This is a genomic window from Streptomyces sp. MST-110588, assembly GCF_022695595.1.
Classification (GTDB): Bacteria; Actinomycetota; Actinomycetes; order Streptomycetales; family Streptomycetaceae; genus Streptomyces.
The window spans coordinates 5,650,211-5,671,977 of sequence record NZ_CP074380.1; the positions used below are offsets into that span (position 1 = coordinate 5,650,211).

At 70.7% G+C, this 21,767-nt stretch carries 17 protein-coding genes and 1 pseudogene; 6 read left to right on the forward strand and 12 right to left on the reverse strand.

The features are described 5' to 3' along the window. The first annotated feature begins 320 nt into the window (after positions 1 to 320). On the forward strand, positions 321 to 3,056 hold the full coding sequence (gene ppdK, locus KGS77_RS24610; protein ID WP_242585140.1) for a pyruvate, phosphate dikinase: 2,736 nt from the start codon (positions 321 to 323) through the stop codon (positions 3,054 to 3,056). A 318-nt stretch (positions 3,057 to 3,374) separates the two neighbouring features. Here ppdK and KGS77_RS24615 read toward each other — a convergent pair whose 3' ends face one another. Continuing rightward, positions 3,375 to 4,493, reverse strand: a complete 1,119-nt coding sequence (locus KGS77_RS24615) for an NAD(P)/FAD-dependent oxidoreductase (protein WP_242585141.1) — start codon at positions 4,491 to 4,493, stop codon at positions 3,375 to 3,377. Between the two features lie 212 nt (positions 4,494 to 4,705). Here KGS77_RS24615 and KGS77_RS24620 point away from each other — a divergent pair, with 212 nt between their 5' ends. Then, on the forward strand, positions 4,706 to 5,275 hold the full coding sequence (locus KGS77_RS24620) for a TetR/AcrR family transcriptional regulator (protein WP_242587669.1): 570 nt from the start codon (positions 4,706 to 4,708) through the stop codon (positions 5,273 to 5,275). 616 nt (positions 5,276 to 5,891) lie between these two features. After that, positions 5,892 to 6,725, forward strand: coding sequence for a winged helix-turn-helix domain-containing protein (locus KGS77_RS24625; protein ID WP_242585142.1), 834 nt, complete (start codon positions 5,892 to 5,894; stop codon positions 6,723 to 6,725). An 87-nt stretch (positions 6,726 to 6,812) separates the two neighbouring features. On the opposite strand, the gene KGS77_RS24630 is transcribed toward KGS77_RS24625, so the two are convergent. The 3 genes from KGS77_RS24630 to KGS77_RS24640 all read right to left on the reverse strand — a co-directional run bounded on the left by KGS77_RS24630 (position 6,813) and on the right by KGS77_RS24640 (position 9,981). Further along, positions 6,813 to 7,685, reverse strand: a complete 873-nt coding sequence (locus tag KGS77_RS24630) for a carbohydrate ABC transporter permease (RefSeq protein WP_242585143.1) — start codon at positions 7,683 to 7,685, stop codon at positions 6,813 to 6,815. A 2-nt stretch (positions 7,686 to 7,687) separates the two neighbouring features. Beyond that, the gene (locus KGS77_RS24635) at positions 7,688 to 8,566 is read right to left on the reverse strand and encodes a sugar ABC transporter permease (protein WP_242585144.1); all 879 of its coding nucleotides are present in this window, start codon (positions 8,564 to 8,566) and stop codon (positions 7,688 to 7,690) included. Between the two features lie 143 nt (positions 8,567 to 8,709). Next, positions 8,710 to 9,981 carry a sugar ABC transporter substrate-binding protein gene (locus KGS77_RS24640; RefSeq protein WP_242585145.1) on the reverse strand — a complete coding sequence of 424 codons (1,272 nt, stop codon included), beginning with the start codon at positions 9,979 to 9,981 and terminating at the stop codon, positions 8,710 to 8,712. Positions 9,982 to 10,147: 166 nt separating this feature from the next. Here KGS77_RS24640 and KGS77_RS24645 point away from each other — a divergent pair, with 166 nt between their 5' ends. Then, complete coding sequence (locus KGS77_RS24645) at positions 10,148 to 10,327, forward strand: hypothetical protein (RefSeq protein WP_242585146.1); 180 nt, start codon at positions 10,148 to 10,150, stop codon at positions 10,325 to 10,327. Between the two features lie 29 nt (positions 10,328 to 10,356). On the opposite strand, the gene KGS77_RS24650 is transcribed toward KGS77_RS24645, so the two are convergent. From KGS77_RS24650 to KGS77_RS24660, 3 genes are all read right to left on the reverse strand, one after another. Beyond that, complete coding sequence (locus KGS77_RS24650) at positions 10,357 to 10,554, reverse strand: DUF397 domain-containing protein (RefSeq protein ID WP_242587670.1); 198 nt, start codon at positions 10,552 to 10,554, stop codon at positions 10,357 to 10,359. Positions 10,555 to 11,099: 545 nt separating this feature from the next. Then, positions 11,100 to 11,810, reverse strand: coding sequence for a protocatechuate 3,4-dioxygenase subunit beta (gene pcaH, locus KGS77_RS24655; RefSeq protein ID WP_242585147.1), 711 nt, complete (start codon positions 11,808 to 11,810; stop codon positions 11,100 to 11,102). A gap of 97 nt (positions 11,811 to 11,907) precedes the next feature. Then, positions 11,908 to 13,869: an APC family permease gene (locus KGS77_RS24660; RefSeq protein ID WP_242585148.1), complete on the reverse strand. Its 1,962-nt coding sequence runs from the start codon at positions 13,867 to 13,869 to the stop codon at positions 11,908 to 11,910. Between the two features lie 578 nt (positions 13,870 to 14,447). On the opposite strand from KGS77_RS24660, the gene KGS77_RS24665 reads away from it, so the two are divergent. Then, entirely contained in the window at positions 14,448 to 15,011 is a 564-nt protein-coding gene (locus tag KGS77_RS24665; RefSeq protein ID WP_242585149.1) for a hypothetical protein, read from the forward strand. An 86-nt stretch (positions 15,012 to 15,097) separates the two neighbouring features. Here the strand turns inward: KGS77_RS24665 and KGS77_RS24670 are convergent, their stop codons facing one another. Next, positions 15,098 to 15,523, reverse strand: coding sequence for an RDD family protein (locus KGS77_RS24670; protein WP_242585150.1), 426 nt, complete (start codon positions 15,521 to 15,523; stop codon positions 15,098 to 15,100). Between the two features lie 99 nt (positions 15,524 to 15,622). On the opposite strand from KGS77_RS24670, the gene KGS77_RS24675 reads away from it, so the two are divergent. Next, positions 15,623 to 15,853, forward strand: a complete 231-nt coding sequence (locus KGS77_RS24675; protein ID WP_242585151.1) for a hypothetical protein — start codon at positions 15,623 to 15,625, stop codon at positions 15,851 to 15,853. 53 nt (positions 15,854 to 15,906) lie between these two features. Here KGS77_RS24675 and KGS77_RS24680 read toward each other — a convergent pair whose 3' ends face one another. The 4 genes and pseudogenes from KGS77_RS24680 to KGS77_RS24695 form a co-directional block, all read right to left on the reverse strand. Continuing rightward, on the reverse strand, positions 15,907 to 16,863 hold the full coding sequence (locus KGS77_RS24680) for an oxidoreductase (protein WP_242585152.1): 957 nt from the start codon (positions 16,861 to 16,863) through the stop codon (positions 15,907 to 15,909). A 235-nt stretch (positions 16,864 to 17,098) separates the two neighbouring features. Then, positions 17,099 to 17,419, reverse strand: coding sequence for a nitrite reductase small subunit NirD (gene nirD / locus KGS77_RS24685; RefSeq protein WP_242587671.1), 321 nt, complete (start codon positions 17,417 to 17,419; stop codon positions 17,099 to 17,101). Between the two features lie 182 nt (positions 17,420 to 17,601). Continuing rightward, a pseudogene (nirB, locus tag KGS77_RS24690) lies at positions 17,602 to 20,237 on the reverse strand (nitrite reductase large subunit NirB). 55 nt (positions 20,238 to 20,292) lie between these two features. Beyond that, on the reverse strand, positions 20,293 to 21,639 hold the full coding sequence (locus KGS77_RS24695) for an FAD-dependent oxidoreductase (protein WP_242585153.1): 1,347 nt from the start codon (positions 21,637 to 21,639) through the stop codon (positions 20,293 to 20,295). Positions 21,640 to 21,767 lie beyond the last annotated feature (128 nt).

Consider the following 21,767-nt stretch of genomic DNA (forward strand, 5'->3'; position numbering starts at 1 on the left):
CGCCACCCTTGATAGGGGTTGCGCTCAGATGAGCACCTAGCGAGGGGCTCTATCTCTCCAAAGTGTGGCACTGGGTGCCATGCTCACCGAGTTCAGTTGATCACCACTTCGATCACCCTTCGTGATCGAAGTGGCGTTTCTCCTTGCGCACAGGAGTTATGCCTTCATTTCTTGAAGATGGGGCTTGGCAGGGTGTGACTTTCGATCTGCTGGCGGACGGCTGGTTAAGGGCGCATGTCGACCGAGTGGACGTACCCAGACACCTTCGATCTGGGTATGTTCCTCGCCGTCAGGGCAGCCGTCCGGAGGAGTCCAGTCCCGTGCCGGAAACACAAGATCCCCAGGTAACCCAGCCTGAGTCCACGAAGTTCGTCTACGACTTCACCGAGGGCAACAAGGACCTCAAGGACCTTCTCGGCGGCAAGGGTGCCAACCTCGCCGAGATGACCAACCTGGGCCTTCCCGTCCCGCCCGGCTTCACGATCACCACGGAGGCCTGCAAGGTCTACCTGGAGAGCGGCGAAGAACCGGTGGCACTGCGTGCCGAGGTCTCCCAGCACCTCGAAGCGCTGGAGACGACGATGGGCAAGCGGCTCGGGCAGGCCGACAACCCCCTCCTCGTATCGGTGCGTTCGGGTGCGAAGTTCTCCATGCCCGGCATGATGGACACCGTTTTGAACATCGGCCTCTCCGACGCCTCGGTCGCCGGGCTCGCGGCCCAGGCCGGTGACGAGCGCTTCGCGTGGGACTCCTACCGGCGCCTCATCCAGATGTTCGGCAAGACCGTGCTGGGCGTGGACGGCGAGCTGTTCGAGGACGCGCTGGAGGAGGCCAAGAAGGCCAAGGGCGTACGCGTCGACGTGGACCTGGACGCCGCCGACCTCAAGGCGCTCGTCGGCCGCTTCAAGGACATCGTCGCCAAGGAGACCGGGCGCGGCTTCCCGCAGGAGCCGCGCGAGCAGATGGACCTGGCCGTCCGGGCGGTCTTCGACTCCTGGAACACCGACCGCGCTAAGCTCTACCGCCGCCAGGAGCGCATCCCCGGTGACCTCGGCACCGCCGTCAACATCTGCTCGATGGTCTTCGGCAACCTCGGCCCCGACTCGGGCACCGGTGTCGCCTTCACCCGCGACCCGGCCAGCGGCCACCAGGGCGTCTACGGCGACTACCTGCAAAACGCCCAGGGCGAGGACGTCGTCGCCGGCATCCGCAACACGGTGCCGCTCGCCGACCTCGAAAGCATCGACAAGGCGTCCTACGACGAGCTGATGCGCATCATGGAGACGCTCGAAACGCACTACAAGGACCTGTGCGACATCGAGTTCACCATCGAGCGCGGCAAGCTGTGGATGCTCCAGACCCGCGTCGGCAAGCGCACCGCGGGCGCCGCGTTCCGTATCGCCACCCAGCTCGTGGACCAGGGCCTGATCGACGAGGCCGAGGCGCTCCAGCGCGTCAACGGCGCGCAGCTCGCCCAGCTCATGTTCCCGCGCTTCGATGAGAACGCCGAAGCCGACCTGCTCGGCCGGGGCATCGCCGCCTCGCCCGGTGCCGCCGTCGGCAAGGCCGTCTTCGACTCCTACACCGCCGTGAAGTGGTCCCGTTCCGGCGAGAAGGTCATCCTGATCCGCCGGGAGACCAACCCCGACGACCTCAACGGCATGATCGCCGCCGAGGGCATCCTGACCTCGCGCGGCGGCAAGACCTCGCACGCCGCCGTGGTCGCCCGCGGCATGGGCAAGACCTGTGTCTGCGGCGCCGAGGAGCTGGAGGTCGACACCAAGCGCCGGTGCCTGACCGCGCCGGGCGGCGTGGTCGTCGAGGAGGGCGACACCGTCTCCATCGACGGCTCCACCGGCAAGATCTACCTGGGTGAGGTGCCGGTCGTGCCCTCCCCGGTCGTGGAGTACTTCGAGGGCCGGATGCACGCCGGCGCCGACGACGCGGACGAGCTGGTCAAGGCCGTGCACCGGATCATGGCGTACGCCGACCGGGTGCGCCGGCTGCGCGTGCGGGCCAACGCCGACAACGCCGAGGACGCCGCCCGCGCCCGCCGCTTCGGTGCCCAGGGCATCGGCCTGTGCCGTACCGAGCACATGTTCCTCGGCGAGCGCCGCGAGATGGTCGAGCGCCTGATCCTCGCCGACACCGACGCCGACCGGGACGCGGCCCTGGAGGAGCTGCTGCCGCTCCAGAAGGCCGACTTCATCGAGCTGTTCGAGGCGATGGACGGGCTGCCGGTCACCGTACGGCTGCTGGACCCGCCGCTGCACGAGTTCCTGCCCGACATCACCGAACTGTCGGTACGCGTCGCCCTCGCCGAGGCCCGCAAGGACGCCAACGAGAACGACCTGCGCCTCCTGCAGGCCGTCCACAAACTGCACGAGCAGAACCCGATGCTGGGTCTGCGCGGCGTACGGCTCGGCCTGGTCATCCCCGGACTGTTCGCGATGCAGGTACGGGCCATCGCCGAGGCCGCGGCCGAGCGCAAGAACGCCAAGGGCGACCCGCGCGCGGAAATCATGATCCCGCTCGTCGGCACGGTCCAGGAGCTGGAGATCGTCCGCGAGGAGGCGACCGCGGTCATCGCCGAGGTCGAGCAGGCCCGCGGCGTGGAACTGGGGCTCACCCTCGGGACCATGATCGAACTGCCTCGGGCCGCCCTGACCGCCGGTCAGATCGCCGAGTCCGCCGACTTCTTCTCCTTCGGCACCAACGACCTCACCCAGACGGTCTGGGGCTTCTCCCGGGACGACGTGGAGGCCAGCTTCTTCACCGCGTACCTGGAGAAAGGCATCTTCGGCGTCAGCCCGTTCGAGACGATCGACAAGGACGGCGTGGGCTCACTGGTCCGCAGCGCCGTCCAGGCCGGCCGCCGTACCCGCCCCGACCTGAAGCTGGGCGTGTGCGGTGAGCACGGTGGCGATCCGGAGTCGGTGCACTTCTTCCACGAGGCGGGTCTGGACTACGTCTCCTGCTCGCCCTTCCGCATTCCGGTCGCCCGCCTGGAGGCGGGCCGGGCGGCGGCCGAGTCCCAGGGCAGCGACAGCCGCTGACCCACGGAAACCGGAAGCCATACCGGAGCCGGTGGCCGGGCGCCTTGTGTGACCCTCAGCCTCGCCACCGGCACTCCATGAGGGCGGCACCTTGTGCGGAGGTGCCGCCCTCGCTTTTGTCCCACGGCTTTGTCGCACGACCTCACAGAAGCAAACCTGCTGGAACACCGTCCGACCAGCAGCTTCCCTGCTGTGAAGTCCGCCCGCCCCAGGGCGACTTGCTCAGCAGCCAACCTGCTGGGTACATGGCTCCTCAGCAGCTTCCCTGCTGAGTAGCCGACTGCTCAGCAGCAGCCTGCCTGCTCGCGAGCCGCCTGTTCAGCAACCCGTCGGCGGCAGGAGGTGATCCAGCCCCGCCGCACACTCCTTGGCGTGAGTGCCCGAGCGCGGCAGCATGACGTTCTCGTACGCGCGCACGGCGGCGTCGACGTCGGGCTCGGCAACCAGGGCGGCGGCGAGTTCCGCGCCGTCGAGCATGGCGAGGTTGGCGCCCAGGCCGAGCGGCGGCATCAGGTGGGCCGCGTCGCCCAGCAGGGTGACGCCGGGGACGTGCTCCCACAGGTGCGGGGCGGGCAGCGCGAACAGCCGCCGGTGGACGAACCCGCTGTCACTGTGGCGCAGGACGTAGCGCAGGCTCTCGTCCCAGCTCTCGTACCGCTTCAGCAGGTACTCGCGTACGGCCTCGGTGTCCGCGAAGTTCAGGCCGGCGCTCTCCTGCCAGTCCCGCGGAGCGCGCAGGGCGAGGTGCACACGGATGTGGCCGTTGCTGTTGCGCTGGGCGAACAGCGCCGTGCCGTTGTCCTTGGCGACCATGGTGCCGCTGCCGACCAACCGCGCGAGAGTGGGGTGGCGGGTGTCGCAGTCGTCGAGGCCGGTCTCGATGAAGGTGACGCCGGTGTAGCCGGGTACGCCGTCCGAGACGGCCGGGCGGACCCGTGACCAGGCCCCGTCGGCACCGACGACCAGATCGAAGTCCTCCCTGCCGCCGTCCTCGAAGCGCAGTCCGCAGGTGCCTTCCTCGCCGTTCGGTATGGCCTCGCGCACCGCGCGGCCCCATCGGACGGTGCCCGGCGCCAGGGAATCCAGCAGTAGACCGCGCAACTGGCCGCGGTCGATCTCCGGCCGCTCCTCGCCGTCGTCGTCGGGCATGTCCAGGGGGACGGGGATGGCGGTGGCGGGATCCACGGCCCGCCAGTCCTGCCCCTCCGGGCGGCACAGCGTACGGAACCCTTCGTACAGCCCCGCCGCGCGCAGAGCGGTCTGGCCGGTGCCGGGATGCATGTCGAGCGAGCCGCCCTGAGGGCGGTCGTCGGGGGAGGTCTCGCGTTCGAAGACGGTGACGGAGCGGCCATGGAGCTGGAGGACGCGGGCGCAAGTGAGGCCGCCGAGGCCGGCGCCGACGATCGCCACACGGGTGTCAGAAGCGGCGGAGTGCATGGTGCAGTCCCTTCGGAAGGAGCGGCAGGAGAGGAAGGAGCGGGAAATGGGCGAGGCGCGGGAGACGGGGGAGGGGAAGTGGAAGGCGCCGGGAGCCCGGCCCGTGACCAAGAAAGCACACCGACTAAGAAAGTGCAACGACTAAACCTTATGGCTCGCTACACGTTCGTAGTGAGTGTGCTTTGAGGTACGGTGAGCCGGTGACCGAACCGATGGGGCGCCGCGAGCGCAAGAAGGCCCAGACGCGCCAGGCGCTGGCCGACGCCGCACTGCGGCTCTTCCTCGACCGTGGCTATGACCAGGTCGGCGTCAAGGAGGTCGCGGACGCCGCCGACGTCTCGGTGACGACCTTGTTCAAGCACTTCCCCAGCAAAGAGGCGCTCGTCTTCGACCTGGACGACGACCGCGAGAGGGAACTGGTCGCCGCGGTGCGCGACCGCGCGCCGGGGCAGACGATCCCCCAGGCCCTGCGGGACTTCGCCCTACGGACCCAGTCCCACATGGAGGACCCGCAGACGGCCGCTTTCTTCCGCATGGTGCGCGACGCCCCAGCTCTGCGCGATTACGCCCGCCGCATATGGCTGCGCCACGAAGTGGCCGTGGCCCGCGCCATCGCCGAGGAGGTCGGCGCCCCCGAAGACGACGCCGCCTGCGCCGCACTGGCCCACTTCGCCATCGAGGCCCACGACCTCATCCAGCGGCACCCGGACCCCCGGCGTGCCATTGAGGAGATCTTCGCCCTCCTCGAACGCGGCTGGTCATCCGTCCACCCGGACAACTGATCCACCTCGGCCCGGCGACTGGCCGCCCGGCCCGGCAACTGACCGCCCGGCCCGGCAACTGACCGCCCGGCCCGGCGGCCGGTGCTCCGGACCCGGCGCCGGCCGGCTTCCGTACGCACGTCAGGACGCAGCACGAAACGAGGGCGGCACCTGTGCGGAGGTGCCGCCCTCGCTTTTCTCCGGACTCCCCCCTCGGGAGTTGCCGCCTCCCATGTCGGCCTGGCAGGCGGCCTTCGGCGGCGAATGCTGAGCGGTCGGTTATTGGCTCGTCACCCCCCACGGGATCGAGCAAGCCGGTCCATTCGCACCGCCGTCGAATTGAGTACCAGCTTTCCCGGTACGCGGGCGTGGCGCGACCCCTTTCAAGTGTGGCCAAAAGGGCGTGGTGACAGCGCGTGTCTGCGTGCATACTCGGATGGCCGGGGGCCGACTACGGATGCCATTGGTGGGGGTAGGTTCGGTGTTACGTGTCCATTTCAGTGGACTCGATCTGGCCCGGGTGCGCATTGCCGCGCGCCCTGACGTGCTATGGGAGACCATTTTAAGTTTCCACCGACTGCGCGACAGGCGAGCCGGCCTGGCCTTCGGCAATTGGCGCTCCGAAACACGCTGCCGGTTGAACGGTGAAACACGGCTGCTCGCGCCGCTCGTTCCCACCCGGGGCTATTTCCCCGATTTCCTGACGCCGCCCGAAGGGCTGCACGGCATCGGCGAGGCGCTGGAAGCGGTGCGCGCGACCCCGGTCGAGCGACTTCACGCCGAACTTTCCCGGCTGCCCAGTGCCCGGCCGCTTCCGGCATGGATACAGGCGATGCGGGAAGGCGAATCCCGTCCGCTGGGACGGCTGGCCGGGGTGCTGCACAGTTATTACGAGGCGGCCGTCGCCCCGTACTGGCCACGGGTCCGGGCCCGCGTCGAGGCGGACCGTGCCAGCCGCGGCCGGGCCCTGGTGGACGGCGGCGCCGACCAACTGCTCGGCTCGCTGCCGCCGACGATGCGCTGGCGCTCCCCGGTGCTGGAGGTCGACTATCCCGTCGACCGCGATCTGCACCTGCACGGCCGGGGGTTGCTGCTGCTGCCGTCCTTCTTCTGCCGTGGCGCTCCCGTGACGTTCCACAACCCGGACCTCACCCCGGTCCTGGTCTATCCCATCGAGCGCACCGCCCCGCGCGTGGTGCCGCCGCCGGTCCCCGCGCACTCCCTGGGCCGGCTCGTGGGACGTACCCGTTCGGCGATCCTGCACGGCATCGGCGGCGGCTGCACCACCAGCGAACTGGCCCGCCGGGTGGATGTCTCCCTCGCCTCCGCCAGCCAGCACGCGACCGTACTGCGCGAGGCCGGCCTGCTGCTGACGCTGCGCCAGGGCAACGCGGTGCTGCACACGCTCACCCCGCTGGGCGCCGCCCTGCTGCGCGGCGCCGAGCCCGAGGAGTACGAACGCCCGGCGTGAAGAACGCGGACAGGCTTCACGTCGTGGCGGGAACGGGGCGGGGGCGGAGACATCTGGCCCGGGGCCCGGGCACACCGGCATCGTCCCTCAGTCATCGATGCCGGTGCGCTCGACCCCTGCCACGATGTAACGCTGGAACGCAGCGAACACCACCACCAGCGGCACGATCGAGACGGCCGCCGCGATGAACAGTTCGTGCAGGTTGACGCTCTGGGCGGTGGTGAAGGTGGACAGCGCCACCTGCACCGTCCACGCCTGGCGGTCCTGTCCGATGACCAGCGGCCACAGGAACGCGTTCCAGGCGCCGATGAAGACGATCGTGCCGACGGCCGCGAAGACGGGCCGCGAGTTGGGCACGACCACCTTCCAGTACGTACGCCAGTAGCCCAGGCCGTCCACCCGTGCCGCGTCCTCCAGTTCCCTGGGGAAACCCAGGAAGTACTGCCGGAAGATGAAGCAGGCGAACGCGCTGAAGAGGGTCGGGATGATCAGCCCGCGCAGGGTGGAGATCCAGCCGAGCGAGGAGACCAGGACGAAGCTCGGTACGAAGGTGACGGCGGCCGGGACCATGAGCGTGCCCAGGATCGCGTAGAAGACGGCGTTGGCGTGCCGGTAGGGGATGCGGGCCAGCCCGTACCCGGCGAGGGAGGCCAGCAGGACCGTACCGAGTGTGGTGAAGACGGCGATCAGCGTGGAGTTCAGCAGCGCCCGGGCCATCGGCAGGTTCGGGTCGTCGAAGACCTCGGTGAGGTTGGACCACTGCACCTCGCGCGGGAAGAACGTCCAGTGGGGCGAGGTGATGTCCTGCTCGGTGGCCAGCCCGTTGCGTACCAGGAGGTAGAAGGGGATCAGGAACAGCAGCGCCAGCGCGATCAGCAGTACTACGCGCAGCGCCCGCCCCACCCGCGCCGACGCGTCGTACCGGTCGTACGCGTCATGCTTCCGTGGCAACCGTGTCATGGTCATTCCTCCCTGCGCCCCAGGCCGAACCAGCGGGCCTGCGCCACGGTCGCCACCGCGATGATCAGCGCCAGGACCACCGCGCCCGCGCTGCCCAGCCCCAGGTTCTGTTCCTTCCCCAACGCCGTGTAGTACAGGTAGACCAGCGGCGGCCGGGCGTAGGGCGGGTAACCGCGGGCGTCCGACAGCAGGTTGTAGAACTCGTCGAACGCCTGGAACGCGTTGATCACCAGCAGCAGTACGACGGCGACCGAGGTCGCGCGCAACTGCGGAAAGGTGATGTACCGGAAGACCTGCCAGCCCGGCCGGGCGCCGTCCACCGCTGCCGCCTCGTACAGCCGCGGGGAGATCCGCTGGAGCCCGGCCAGGAAGAGGATCATGTAGAAACCGGCCTGGAGCCAGAGCCGTACCGTCACGATCACCAGCCAGTACCAGGGCGGGTCGGTGGTCGACAGCCAGGCCGTCTGGTCGGAGCCGAACCACCCCAGGACCGTGTTGGCCAGCCCGAACCGTACCCCGTTGAAGATCGACAGCTTCCAGATCAGCGCCGCGACGACATACGAGCAGGCGGTCGGCAGGAAGAAGACGGAACGGAAGAACGCCTGGGCGACGCGCAGCCGGTTGACCATCAGGGCCAGCGCCAGCGACAGCGCGAACGTTGCCGGAACGATGAAGAGCGTGAAGAGCACGAACGTGCCCAGACTGCTCAAGAACGCGTCGTCGCCCAGAATCGCCGTGTAGTTGCCCAGTCCCACGAAGTCCGTCGGGCTGACGGTGTTGTGCGCGTCGAAGAAACTGAGGTACACGCTCCACAGCAGCGGTACGTACGTGAACAGCCCCAGTCCGGCCGCGAACGGCCCGACGAACACCCAGAACCACAACGTACGGTTCCGCCGCCCGGCCGTCCCCGGCTCCCGCCCCGGACGCGGTTTCGGTCCTGGCCTCCGTTCCGGCCCCGGTCCCGGCCCCGACTCCGGTCCTGGCCCCGCTCCCGGACGGCCGCGACGCGCCCTCGCTGCTTCTCTCACTTCTTCTTGACCCGCCGGAGCTCGGCCTCGGTCACCCGCACCACGGCCTTCAGTTCACGCTCCGGGTCGGCCCCGTCCTTGATGATGCGGCTGAGCGCGTCCTGGTAGGCGGTACGGCTCGGGTTGGTCCACAGCAGCGGCTCGGCGTAGCCGTGCTCGGTCGCGTACGTGACCGCGTCGGCCGCCGGCCCCTCCTTGAGCTGCCCGGCCTGCTTGGCGAGCGAGGTGCGGGCCGGGATGTGGAACCCGTACGACAGCGCGAAGTCCCGTTGATAGTCGGTCCGCTCCACCCACAGCCACTTCACATACGCCTTGGCTTCCTTCTGGTGCTTGGACCGCGCACTCACAGCCGCCCCATAGGCACCGACCGGCACGGAAGGTTTGCCCGACGCCCCGTCCTCGGGGAACGGCAGTACGCCGAAATCGTCCCCCAGCGCCTTTTTCACCTGCGGCAGCGCCCACAGCCCCGACCACTGCATCGCGGTCAGTCCCTGGATGAACGCGGCCGGATCCGACCAGTCGGCAGGCGCCCCCAGCAAAAGCGACTTGTCGACGTACATCTGCCGGACCTTGGCGAGCGCCCGGGCAGCGGCCGGATCGTCGAACCCGGCCTTTCCGTCCTCGGTGATCAGACTCAGCCCCGCCGCGTACAACGGCGTCCCGCCCAGCACCCCCACCCCGCCGTCGTTCCCGAGGAACAGCCCCTTGACCCGGTCCCCCCGGTTCTTCTCGGCCAGCGTCCTGGCCGCGTCAACCAACTCGTCCAACGTCTGCGGCGGTCGCACCCCGGCGGCCTTCAGCAAACTCTTCCGATAGAACAGAAGCTGCGTGTCAATGGTCTGCGGAATCGCCCAGACCTTCCCGTCCCACACCTTGGGCGTCAACACGGCTTGATTGAAGTCACTCCTGGCCGACGCGATCTCGTCGGTCAGATCCACCACCTGCCCGCGCTGGATCTGGTCCAGCGTCGGCCCGTTCACCTCAAATACATCCGGCCCCGAGTCCGTCAGCAGCGCCGCCGCCGTCTGCCGGTCGTAATCCCCCGGCCGCCACTGCACCGTCACCCGCGCCTTGTCGTACGCGGCGGCGTACCGCTTGACGGCCTGCTCGGTCCCGGCCTCCCCGTACTGGTGATACCACTGACTGATCCCGGTCCCCGACCCCCCGCCCCCGCCCCGCCCGGTGTTCGACCCGCACCCCGCCAGCGCCCCCGCCACCACCATCCCGCCGGCCATGCCGAGCAGCCGCCGTCTCCCGATGTCCGCCATACCTCGTCGCTCCCTGAGCCGGTCGTTCCAAGGATCACCGCGTCGTGCGATCAACCACTTTGCCCCACCGCTGTGAAAAACGCATGACACCTGTACGAATCCACGCGCCGACCGGACGCCGTGCGCGCACGCGGCTGGGACCGTGTACGTAACCGTAGGAGGCCGTATGAGCACCCGACCCCCGGACCCGGAGCGGTACCCGCCCAACGGCATACCGCTGGGCCGAAGCGCGGATGACATCCGGTTCGGCAGCGGCTACTCGACCGAAACCCCACGTATCCGAAAGCTGTGGTGGCGCATCAGGGACGCCCTGCGCCGACCGGTGAGGAACGGCGGTCAGAGGTAACGGGTAACGGGGTACCAGGTCCTGCCTCTTCAGCGGAGCGGCACGAGCGTGCCCTCCGTGACGGCGACCCGGAACGCCGTCCAAGCGGCCGGGCTGAGCTGGAGTATCGAGCCGTCGGGGTCTTTCGAGTCGCGTACGGCGACGGCGCCAGGGACGGTGACAGCGACCTCGACGCACCCGCGTTCCTGATTGCTGTAGCTGGACTTGCGGTAGACGAACTCGGGCATGCTCACAGCCCTTTGCTGAGGTTTGTGACGAAGTTGCATGACTCTTCCTCGGTCAGGGAGTGCTCAGCGATTCTCTCGAACAGAGCGTCATGGCCGGAAGCCTCCTCTCCGCCTTCGAGCCAGAACTCGGTTCGAAGGGCTCCACGAAGATCAGCTCGACTACACACCGCATCCCAAGAGCATCGCGCTCGCCCGGCACCGGGCCGCGCGGCTCGTCGGGGAGTGGGGGCATATCCGGCTTGCGGGGGACGCGGCGCTGTTGTTGTCCGAGCCGGCCTCGAACGCGCTGCTGCACGGGGGCGTTGCGGGGCGGCTCATTCGCGTACGGATCACGCTGACCCCGGATGTGCTGCGGACCGCGGTGGGGACGCGCGAGGTGACGTACGGCCGTGTGTGCGGGAGGCGGGGGCGGAAGGCGAGGACGGCTGGGGGCTGGCGCTGGTGGGGGCGTTGGCGGCGCGGTGGGGGTGGGGGAAGGAGGCGAGGGGGAGGCCGGGAAGGTGGTGTGGTGTGAGATCGATGTCAAGGAGTCAAGGAGATAAGGGTCAAGGAGCGGTGGCGGGCTTCGTGTTCGCTGAGGGGCCGGTCAGGGTGATGTTCCAGCGGTAGCCGAGGGAGTTGTCCGGGCGGTTGAGGGCCGGGTCGTATGTGGCGATCAGGCGGTGGCGGGTGGGGGCGTCGGGGATGGCGTGGAGGATGGGGTCGTAGGGGAGGAGCGGGTCGCCCGGGAAGTACATCTGGGTGACCAGGCGCTGGGTGAAGGCGTTGCCGAAGATGGAGAAGTGCAGGTGGGCGGGGCGCCAGGTGGTGGCGCTCTCATCGAGGGGGTAGGCGCCCGGCTTGATGGTGGTGAAGGTGTAGGCGCCGTTGTCGTCCGTCAGGGTGCGGCCCACGCCGGTGAAGTTGGGGTCCAAGGGGGCGTTGTGGCGGTCGCCCCGGTGGGCGTAGCGGCCGGCGGAGTTGGCCTGCCAGAGTTCGATGAGCTGGTGGCGTACGGGGCGGCCGTCGCCGTCGACGACCCGGCCGGAGACGGTGATGCGCTCGCCCAGCGGGTCGCCGGGGTGCTGCCGGGTGAGGTCGTGGTCGAGGGCGGTGATGTCGCTGTGGCCGAAGACGGGGGTGTGGAGTCCGGCGGCTTCGGGATCGGTGGGGAGGACGGTGACTCTTACCGGCTTTTGGGTGGGGTGGCGGAGTAAGGCCCCTGCGTACGGGGTGACGGTGGGCGGGCTCCCCGGATATGCGGGTGAGGTGGGCATGGCCCAGTTTCGGGGGCGGGGGCCAGGAGCGGCAAGATGGTGGGGCGGGGGCCGAGGGTGACACCTCCACTCGGCCGCCCGCCCCGTACGGCCTGCGTCAGGCGCCTGAGGTCAGGCGGAAGCGCAGGCGGCAGATGGCGGCATTCGTGTCGCGGCGGACCGCGTGGGCGACGACCGCGCCGCGCTGGTTCTGAAGGAGCCGCTGCCACAGGTGGGCGGGTTCGACCTCGGGGATCAGCACGGTGACACGGGTGCCGGGGTGGCGGTCGGTGAGTTCGCGTACGTACGCGGCGACCGGGCGGCCGACGGTGCGCGTGGCGGAGGGGAGCTCCAGCAGGTCCACGCCCGGGTTCCACAACTCCCAGTCGCGGCGCAGGGACTCGGCGGCCTGGCGGTCCTCGGGGGCGGAGTGGGTGACGGTGACGGCCACGACCTCGTCGCCGAGGGAGACCGCCGCGTTCAGGGCCTCGCAGGTCAGCTTGGAGAGGTGGGAGACGGGGACGACGACCAGGGAGTGGTCGCGGTGCGGGGTCTCGGGGACGCGGCCGAGGCCGAGGCGGTCGCCGATGCGTGCGTACGCCCGGTGGACGGACTCGAAGGCCAGGACGACCAGCGGCAGCGCGATGACGATCAGCCAGGCGCCCTCGGTGAACTTGGTGGCGGTGACGACGACGGCCGAGACGCCGGTCAGCAGCGCGCCGAAACCGTTCAGCGCGATCTTTCCGCGGTAGCCGGGGGAACGTTCCAGCAGCCAGTGCCGGACCATGCCCACCTGGCAGATGGTGAAGCCGACGAACACACCGATCGCGAAGAGCGGGACGAGGGTGTTGACGTCGCCGCCGGAGAAGACGAGCAGGGCCGCGGCGACGGCGGCCAGCGCCAGCACGCCGTGCCGGTGGACCTGGCGGTCGGCCTTGAGGCCGAAGACGTGCGGGAGGTAGTTGTCGCGGGCCAGCAGGGCCATCAGTACGGGCAGGCCGCCGAAGGAGGTGTTCGCGGCCAGTGCCAGCAGAATCATTGTTGCGAACTGGACCACGTAGAAGCCCCAGTTATGGCCGAGCGAGGCGTCGGCGAGCTGGGCCAGGACGGTGACACCTTCGACCGGCTGGAGGTGGAAGCGCCCGATCAGGACCGACAGGCCGATCAGCATGACGCCCAGCAGCGCGCCGAGCGCGACCTCGGTGCGCTGGGCGCGCTTGGCGGCCGGGGCGCGGAAGGACGGGACGGCGTTGGCGACCGCCTCCACGCCGGTCAGTGCCGAGCAGCCGGCGGCGAACGCCTTGAGGAGGAGCAGCGCTCCCACGGCGGTGGCGTTGCCGGCCAGTACGGAGGCGTGCCCGTCGGCGGTGACGGTCGAGACGGGCGCGTCCCGGAACAGGCCGACGACGACCACGGCGAGGATCGAGGCGATGAAGACGGCCGTGGGCACGATGAACGCCTTGGCCGACTCCACGATGCCACGGAGGTTGACGCCGGTGACCAGCACCAGCACCGCCAGGCACAGCCACACCCGGTCCCCGTACAGGGAGGGGAAGGCGGAGGTGAGGGCGGCGACGCCGGCCGTCACGGACACGGCGACGTTCAGGACGTAGTCCAGGATGAGGGAGGCCGCGGCGACCAGGGCGGTACGACGGCCCAGATGGGCCTTGGCGACCGCGTACGAGCCGCCGCCGTTGGGGAAGGCCGCGATCACCTGGCGGTAGGAGGCCACCAGGACCGCGAGCAGGGCGGCGATGGCCAGGGTGACGGGGAGGGTGAAGCCGAGGCCGTACGCGCCCGCTGCCGCCAGGACCAGGACGACGGACTCGGGACCGTAAGCCACCGAGGCCATGGCGTCGAGGGAGAGGGCGGCGAGGCCCTGCACGGCGGTCAGCCGGTGGCGCGCGTCGGAAGCGGAAGCGGAGGCGGCGTCGGAAACGGTTGCCGGAGCGGTGCCGGAAGTGGTTCCCCGAGCGGTTCCCGAAACGGTGCCGGAAGCGGCCCTGGCGCCGGCCGCGGCCCCCGCCCCGGTATCGGGCGGCTCCTCGGACCGGCTCGCGGGCTTGGACACCATCGACATCTCTCGTCATACCTCCGTGCGGCGCGTCAGGGACAGCACGGTGACCGGTGAAGGTTGATGACCCGTGCAGGCCCAGCGTGAGTGCCGCTCCGCGCGCCCGCGCACGTCATTGGCGCCGCCTTTGCGCCCTTCACCACCTTCTTCACGCGTTCTTGACGTCCGTACGTGTTCCCGGGCGGGCGGGACGTGCGACGGTGGGGCGGTGGACGCCGCTGGAAGGCCAGGCCGGTGAAAGCCGGTTAAGGCCGGTTAAGGCCGGTTAAGGCCGGTTAAGGCCGGTGAAAGCCGGTGAGAGTCCGGTCGAGGCGTCTGCGACATGTCAGCGGGGCGTCAAGGTTCGCCGCATTCCCGTCAGTGCCGTGTCAACACCGTGACCGGGTCCGTGGCACCGTCCTAGCGTCCCGGCCATGGGACGGCGACGGGGCCCGGGGCCCGCATCGACACGGGGCGAGGGTGACGGCGAGCGGAACGATCGGCGCTGCCGTGACGATCGGAACGAGCGGAACGATCACAACGACCGGGATGACCGGGACGATCGGGACGATCGGGACGGCGCGAAGAGGGGTGGTGAGGCGGATGTGCGAGATGAGGTACGGGCCGCAGCGCTGCCACCCCCGGTGCGCGGCGGGCCGGCCCGCGACCGGCGCTGGGCGGCCGAACTGCGGTCCGCGATCCGCTGTGCGGCAGGACTGCTCGTCCTCATGCTCCTGGTCGACCTCACGGCCGGAACCCTGTCGGCGTTACGCGCGGCCTGCTGGACCGCCCTGGCGCTGGTGCTCTTCGGCGCGCTCTTCCCGGCACGGGTGACGGCCGGCCCCGGCTGGCTCGCCTGCCGGGGGCTGCTGCGCGAGCGCCGCGTACGGACCGATCTGCTGGTCCTGGTGCACCGCAGCGACGGTGTGGCGCCCCGGATCGTCCTGCGTGACGCGCTCGGTGGCCGGGTCGAACTGGACCCCAAGGTCCTGACCGCCAACCCCCTCCTGTGGCACCAGTTGGACACCGGCGCCCGCCACTCCCGCGCATCCGGACTGCTGCGCAGCGGCGCGGCACCGCTGACGACCCTGGCCCAGCACGTCGACCGGACCGGCGCCCGGGAGATCTTCCGTGCCTCGGGGCTGGACTGTGAGGGACCGGGAGACTGAGGGACCGGGAGATTGAGGCGCTGGGGGACTGATGCGCCGGGGGACCGGGGAACCGGCGGCGTCGCCGCGCGCCTGTCCGGAGGGTTTCATACGGCGGCCGGCGGCGCCGATCGCAGATCGCGGAGGCGGACCATGCGCACGCCGCACATGTCCTCGGGCTCGTCCTCCATGTCGAACACGGAGGCGATTATCCACAGGATCAGGAAGAGATAGCCGCCCAGCCAGCGTTTGAACAGGCGCGGCAGATGCGGGCGGGTGCCGGTCTTCTCCAGGATCACTCGGGTGCGGCACAGGTACTTGCCGACGCTGGCTCCCAGGACGCGGGTGAGCAGGACGTGGTTGACGAAGGACACGCCGAAGCCGCAGCCCGCCATCACCAGCCACGCCTTGGGGAAGTCCATGTGCACGCCGACCCGGGTGCCGATGACGGACACGCCGAGACACAGCGCGAGCAGGAAGCTGTCGACGGTGATCGCGCCGAAACGGCGCAGCAGGCCGGCCGGGCCCGGCACCCGTACGGATCCGGGGGCGGCGGACGCCGACGGTGCGGGCTGCTGCTGCCAGTGGGCTGCTTGCTGGGGGTGCTGTGGCTGCTGAGGTGACGGCGGCTGGTGAAACTGCTGCGGGTGTTGCGGCTGCTGGAACTGCTGGGGTGGCGGCTGGGGCGCGTATGCCTGCTGTGGGTATGGCTGGGCGGCGTACGGCTGCTGGGGCTCCTGCTGACCGTACGGCTGTTGCGGGTGGCCGTACGTCTGCGGAGGGCCGTACGGCTGTGCCTGCGGTGGCGGAGCGCCGTACGGCTGCTGCGGCGGCTGGGCGTACGGGTTGCCGGGGTCCGGTGAACTGTGCATGACCGAGGATTTTTCCACGGCGGGCGGCGAAGGGGACAGGACGGTCAGCCGGTGGGCGAAAGAGGGTCGGCGGGCGGGGTGAAGTCGTACGCGATGCCCGTCAGCTTCACCGAGGCCGACCACAGCCGCTCGGATGTGGTGTCGTCGGTGGTCCACGGGGCGCGGAAGGAGGGGGCGGGGGCGCCGCGCATCCCGCCACGGGGACCGACGAAGGCGTCGGGCTTCATATGAGGGGCGGTGGCGGCACACAGGACGGGCAGGGCGCCGCCCTCGGCGGACTGCCCCAGCACACGGTTGGCCAGCTCCACGATCCGCTGTACGGTCCCGCGCCCCTCCATCTTCGGGCCGGCCGTCTGGAGGTTGGTGGCCGCGTACCCGGGGTGTGCCGAGACGGCGACGGTGGAGGAGCCGGCGTCCGTGAGGCGGCGGGCGAGTTCGTGGGTGAAGAGCAGGTTGGCGCTCTTGGAACGCGCGTAGGCGCGCCAGCGGTGATAACCGCGCTCGCTGTTGAGGTCGTCCAGGTCGACACCGGCCAGGGCGTGGAAGCCGCTGGAGACGGTGACGACCCGCGAACCGGGGGTGGCGAGCAGCCGGGACAGCAGCAGACCGGTCAGGGCGAAATGGCCGAGGTGGTTGGTGCCGAACTGCATCTCGAAGCCGTCGGCGGTCCGGCGGTGGGGCAGGGCCATGACGCCGGCGTTGTTGATCAGGAGGTCGAGCCGGCCGCCGTCGAAGTCGGCCAGCTCCGCCGCGAAGGCACGTACGGACGTCAGGTCGGCCAGATCCAGCAGCCGCAACTGTACGTCCGCGTGCGGGACTTCGGCCCGCAGCCGGTCCACGGCGGCCCGCCCCCTGGTCTCGCTGCGGCAGGCCAGAACGGTCCGCGCGCCGCGACGGGCCAGCTCCCGGGCGGTGATGTAACCGATGCCGCTGTTGGCTCCGGTGACGACCGCGGAGCGGCCCGTCTGGTCGGGTATGTGGCGGATGTTCCAGCCGGTCACGCGGGGTCTCCTCCGTCGGTTCCGTCGGGAAGACCAGCGTACGCCGCGCGGGCACGCGCCTCCTGCCGAGTCGGTGGAGCGGGTGGCCGGCGGCCGGTGGGGCGGCGGTCACCGGGACAGCGGATCGGTGGATCGGCGGATCGGCGGAATGGCGGATCGATGGAACGGCGGATCGGTGGGCTGCCGGACCGGCATCGCGTCCCGGGCGCCCCGGGCGCCCCGGGCGTCCGTGCCCCTACCGGCTCGGTCGCGTACGGACCGGGTAGGTGGCCACCGAGACCCCGGCGTCGTCCAGGCAGCCGCCCGTCTCCAGGTCGAAGCGCTGCTTGAGGAGGGGCGAGGCGACGAAGGGTCGGCCGGCCGCCGTGCCCGTCAGCCCGCGGGAGAGGACGTAGGCGCCGGTGAAGGGGTCGCGGTTGGCGATCGCGTACAGATGTCCCGCGCGGTCCAGGAAGACGGCGGCCTGCGCGCCGCCGGGCAGTAGGGCGGCGACACCCCGGCCGGGCGTGAGGGCGGCGGTGGAGCACACCGGGAACCAGCCGTCGCCGGTGCGGATTTCGACGGTGGCCCCGGTGGTCCCGGTGGTCGCGGTGGCCGCGGCCACCGCGCCGGCCGTCACCGGCACCTGCGTGGCCGTTGCGGCTGCTGTGTCTGCCGTGACTGCCGTGTCTGCCGTAGCCGCCATATCTGCCGTAGCCGTCGTGTCTGCCGTGGTCGCCGTCATCGTCGTGGTCGTCATCAGGCGGTGCTTCCTTCCAGGGTGCGTACGGGCAGGACGGGCCCCGCCAGCAGGTCCGTGTCCGGCTTGATCTGGTCCCGCTCGGGCACGAAGCGCACGGCCGGGTCAGGGGTGTCCGGGGCGTTGACGAAGGACACGAAGCGCGCCAGCCGCTCGGGGTCGGCCAGGGTCTGCGCCCATTCGTCCCGGTAGTGCGCGACATGCGCGGCCATCAGCGACTCCAGTTCCTCACACAGCCCCAGGGAGTCGTGGACGACGACGTCACGTACGTGGTCCAGGCCGCCCTCGATGCGCTCCAGCCAGGCCGCCGTGCGCTCCAGGCGGTCCGCGGTGCGGATGTAGAACATCAGGAAGCGGTCGATCAGCCGGATCAGTTCCGCGTCGGAGAGGTCCTGGGCGAGCAGGTCGGCGTGGCGCGGGTCGGCGCCGCCGTTGCCGCCGACGTACAGGTTCCAGCCCTGGGCGGTGGCGATCACCCCGAAGTCCTTTCCGCGCGCCTCCGCGCATTCACGGGCGCAGCCGGAGACGGCCGCCTTGAGTTTGTGCGGCGAGCGCAGCCCTCTGTAACGCAGTTCCAGATCGATGGCCATACGGACCGAGTCCTGCACGCCGTAGCGGCACCAGGTCTGTCCCACGCAGGACTTCACGGTGCGCAGCGCCTTGCCGTACGCGTGCCCGGACTCGAAGCCCGCCTCCACCAGCCTCGCCCAGATCCGCGGCAGTTGGTCGACGCGGGCGCCGAACAGGTCGATGCGCTGACCCCCGGTGATCTTCGTGTAGAGGCCGAAGTCACGGGCGACCTCGCCGAGGACGATCAGCTTCTCCGGAGTGATCTCGCCGCCGGGAACGCGCGGCACCACCGAGTAGGAGCCGTTCTTCTGGAGGTTGGCCAGGAAGTGGTCGTTGGTGTCCTGGAGGGCGGACTGCTCGCCGTCCAGGACGTAGCCGCTGGCACCGAGCGCGGGAGCGAGGGAGGCGATGATCGAGGCGACGGCCGGTTTGCAGATGTCACAGCCGTCGCCGTCCCGGGCCTGGGGACGGCCGTGGGATTCCAGGAGCGCGGCGAAGGAGGTCAGCCGCCGGGTCAGCACGATCTCGTACAGCTCGGCGCGGGTGTGCGGGAAGCAGCCGCACAGGCCGGGGTCCACGGTCACGCCGCCGGCCGCCAGCTCGTCGTTGACCAGGGTGGTCAGGACCTTGACGCAACTGCCGCAGCCGGTACCGGCCTTGGTGCACTTCTTCACCTCGGGAACGGTGGTGCAGGAGTGCTCGGACACGGCGGCACGGATGGTGCCCTTGGTGACGTTGTGGCAGTTGCATACGACCGCGTCGTCGGGGAGCGCGGACGGGCCCAGGGCGGCGGGCGCGCCCACCCCGGCGGGCAGGACGAGCTGCCCGGGGCCAGGGGCGGGACGGTGCCGGTCAGCGGGCGAAGGGTGCCGTAGGACTCCGCGTCCCCGACCAGGACACCGCCGAGCAGCTCGCCCGCGGCGCCGATGACCAGCTTCTTGTAGACGCCGGAACGCGAGTCGGAGTAGACGACGTCCAGGCAGCCGGGGGTGGTGCCGTGCGCGTCCCCGAAGGAGGCCACGTCCACGCCCAGCAGCTTGAGTTTGGTGGAGGTGTCGGCGCCGGTGAAGGGGGCGGCCGTGGTGTCGCCGGCGATGGCGCCGGCGGCGGTCCGGGCCATCTCGTACCCGGGCGCCACCAGGCCGTAGACCATGCCGTCCGACGCCAGCGCGCACTCGCCGATCGCGTAGACCGCCGGGTCGGCCGTACGGCAGCGCTCGTCGACGACGATGCCGCCGCGCTCGCCGACGTCAAGGCCGCACTCGCGGGCGAGCTGGTCACGGGGCCGCACGCCCGCCGAAAAGATCACCAGGTCGGTGTCGATCCGGGACCCGTCCGACAGCTCCATGGCGGTCACCGCGCCGCCCTCGTCCGCGACGATCTTTTTGCCGCCGACGCCGGTGTGGACGATCAGCCCCATCTCCTGGACCGTACGGCGCAGCGCACCACCGCCGCCCTCGTCCACCTGGATGGCCATCAGCCGCGAGTTGAACTCCACGATATGGGTTCGCAGCCCCAGCCCCTTAAGGGCGCCGGCCGCCTCCAGACCGAGCAGGCCGCCGCCGACGACCGTGCCGGTGCGGGCGTTCTTCGCGTACGACTCGATGGCCAGGAGGTCCTCGACCGTACGGTAGACGAAGCAGCCCGCGCTGTCCTTGCCGGGGACCGGCGGTACGAAGGGGTAGGAGCCGGTGGCCAGCACGAGGGTGTCGTAGGTGACGGTCAGCCCGGAGCGGGCGGTGACCGTACGGGCCGCGCGGTCGATGGCGACGGCCGGGTCCGCCAGGTGGGCTTCGATGCCGTGCCGGGCCATGAAGTCCGGGGGCGTGAGGGAAAGGTCCTCGGGCGTACGGCCGGAGAAGTACGAGGTGAGCTGCACCCGGTCGTAGGCGGGGCGCGGCTCCTCGCACAGCACGACCACCCGGGCCCGCTCGGTGACGCCGCGGTCGGCGAGGGCTTCGAGGAACCGCTGGCCGACCATGCCGTGGCCGACGAGAACGATGGTGGGGGCGTTCGTGGCGGTGTTCGTGGCGGTGTTCATGGGGGTGCTCGTGGCGGCATTCATGGAGGCGGGTGTGGAGGCCGTCGTAGGGGTGGGCGGGTGCGCGGGAGTGGGCATATCAGCAGCCTCCGTCGGTGGTGAGCAGGTGGAGCGGCGGTGTGGAGGGCAGCGGCTCGTCGCCCTCCCACGCGCGGGCGAGCGCGCCGACGGCGGCGAGGTCGCCCAGGAGGATGCCGCCTACGAGACGGTCGCCGCGGACCACGACCTTGCGGTACGCGCGCCGGGTGGCGTCACTGAGGCGGATCACCTCGTCCCCGGGGGCGGGATCGGTCTCGCCGAACGCGGCCAGGTCCAGGGGGCCGGAGCCGTTGAGGGTCAGGCGGGTCAGGGCCCGGGTTCCGGTGTAACGGGCCGGGCGGCCGGTCAGGTGGTCCGCGAGGACATCGGCCTGTTCCAGGGCCGGGCCGGCCAGTCCGTACACCACGCCGCGGTGTTCGGCACAGTCGCCGATGGCGTGGATGCGGGGGTCGCAGGTGCGCAGCGTGTCGTCGACGACGACGCCGGTGCGTACGGTCAGGCCGGCGGCGGTGGCCAGACCGGTACGGGGACGGACGCCGCAGGCCAGGACGACGAGGTCGGCGGCCAGCTCGTAGCCGTCGGCGAGGATGACACCGCGTACGGCGGGGGCGGCGGATGCATCCGCGGCAGTGGCCGCGGCTGACGTGGCCCGGGCGGCGGATACGGCTGCCGTGCCGGGGGCGGCACCCGCAACTTCCGTGCGCAGGCCCCGTACCCGGCACTGGGTGTGCACCTCCACACCCAGGCCCGTCAGATGGTCGTGCAGCAGCTCGGCCGCACCGGCGTCCAGTTGGCGCTCCATCAGGCGCTCGCCCTGCTGGACGAGGACCACCTGGACACCGCGCTCGGCCAGCCCGCGGGCGGCCGACACGCCGAGCAGCCCGCCGCCGATCACCACGGCCCGTACACCGGGGCAGGCTGCGGTGGCCAGCGCCCGGCAGTCGGCCAGGGTGCGGAAGGGGTGGACGCCCTCCGGCAGGCCGCCGTCCGGGCACCGGCCGTCCGGGCACCGGCCGTCTGACAGGCCGCCGTGGCCCAGGCCGCGCAGCGCGGGAAGCACCGGATTGGAGCCGGTGGCCAGTACGAGGGTGTCGTACGGGATACGCTGCCCGTCGTCGCAGAGCACCACCCGGTCCGCACGGTCGACGCGGAGCGCCCGCACCCCGCGCCGGAAGGCCGCGGCGGGCTCGGGCAGCGCGATGACCTCGGGCGCGTACCGCCCGGCCAGGACCTCCGCCAGCAGCACCCGGTTGTAGGGGGCGCAGGGCTCCTCACCGATGACGGTGAGGGCGAGGCCCGGCCGCGCGGCGGCGCCGAGCCGCTGTACGAGCCGGGCGGCAGCCATTCCGCCGCCGATCACCACCACACGCCGTTCTTCGGGGGCCATGCCCAGCAGCCTGCGAGACCGCTGTTACCGACCCGTAACTTCACTGTTTCGCCGGGGGAACGCCGTCCTCATCGGGCAGGTGTGCGGGGTGTGAGGGGGCGTGCGGGGGAGGGGCGGAGCCGCGAGGG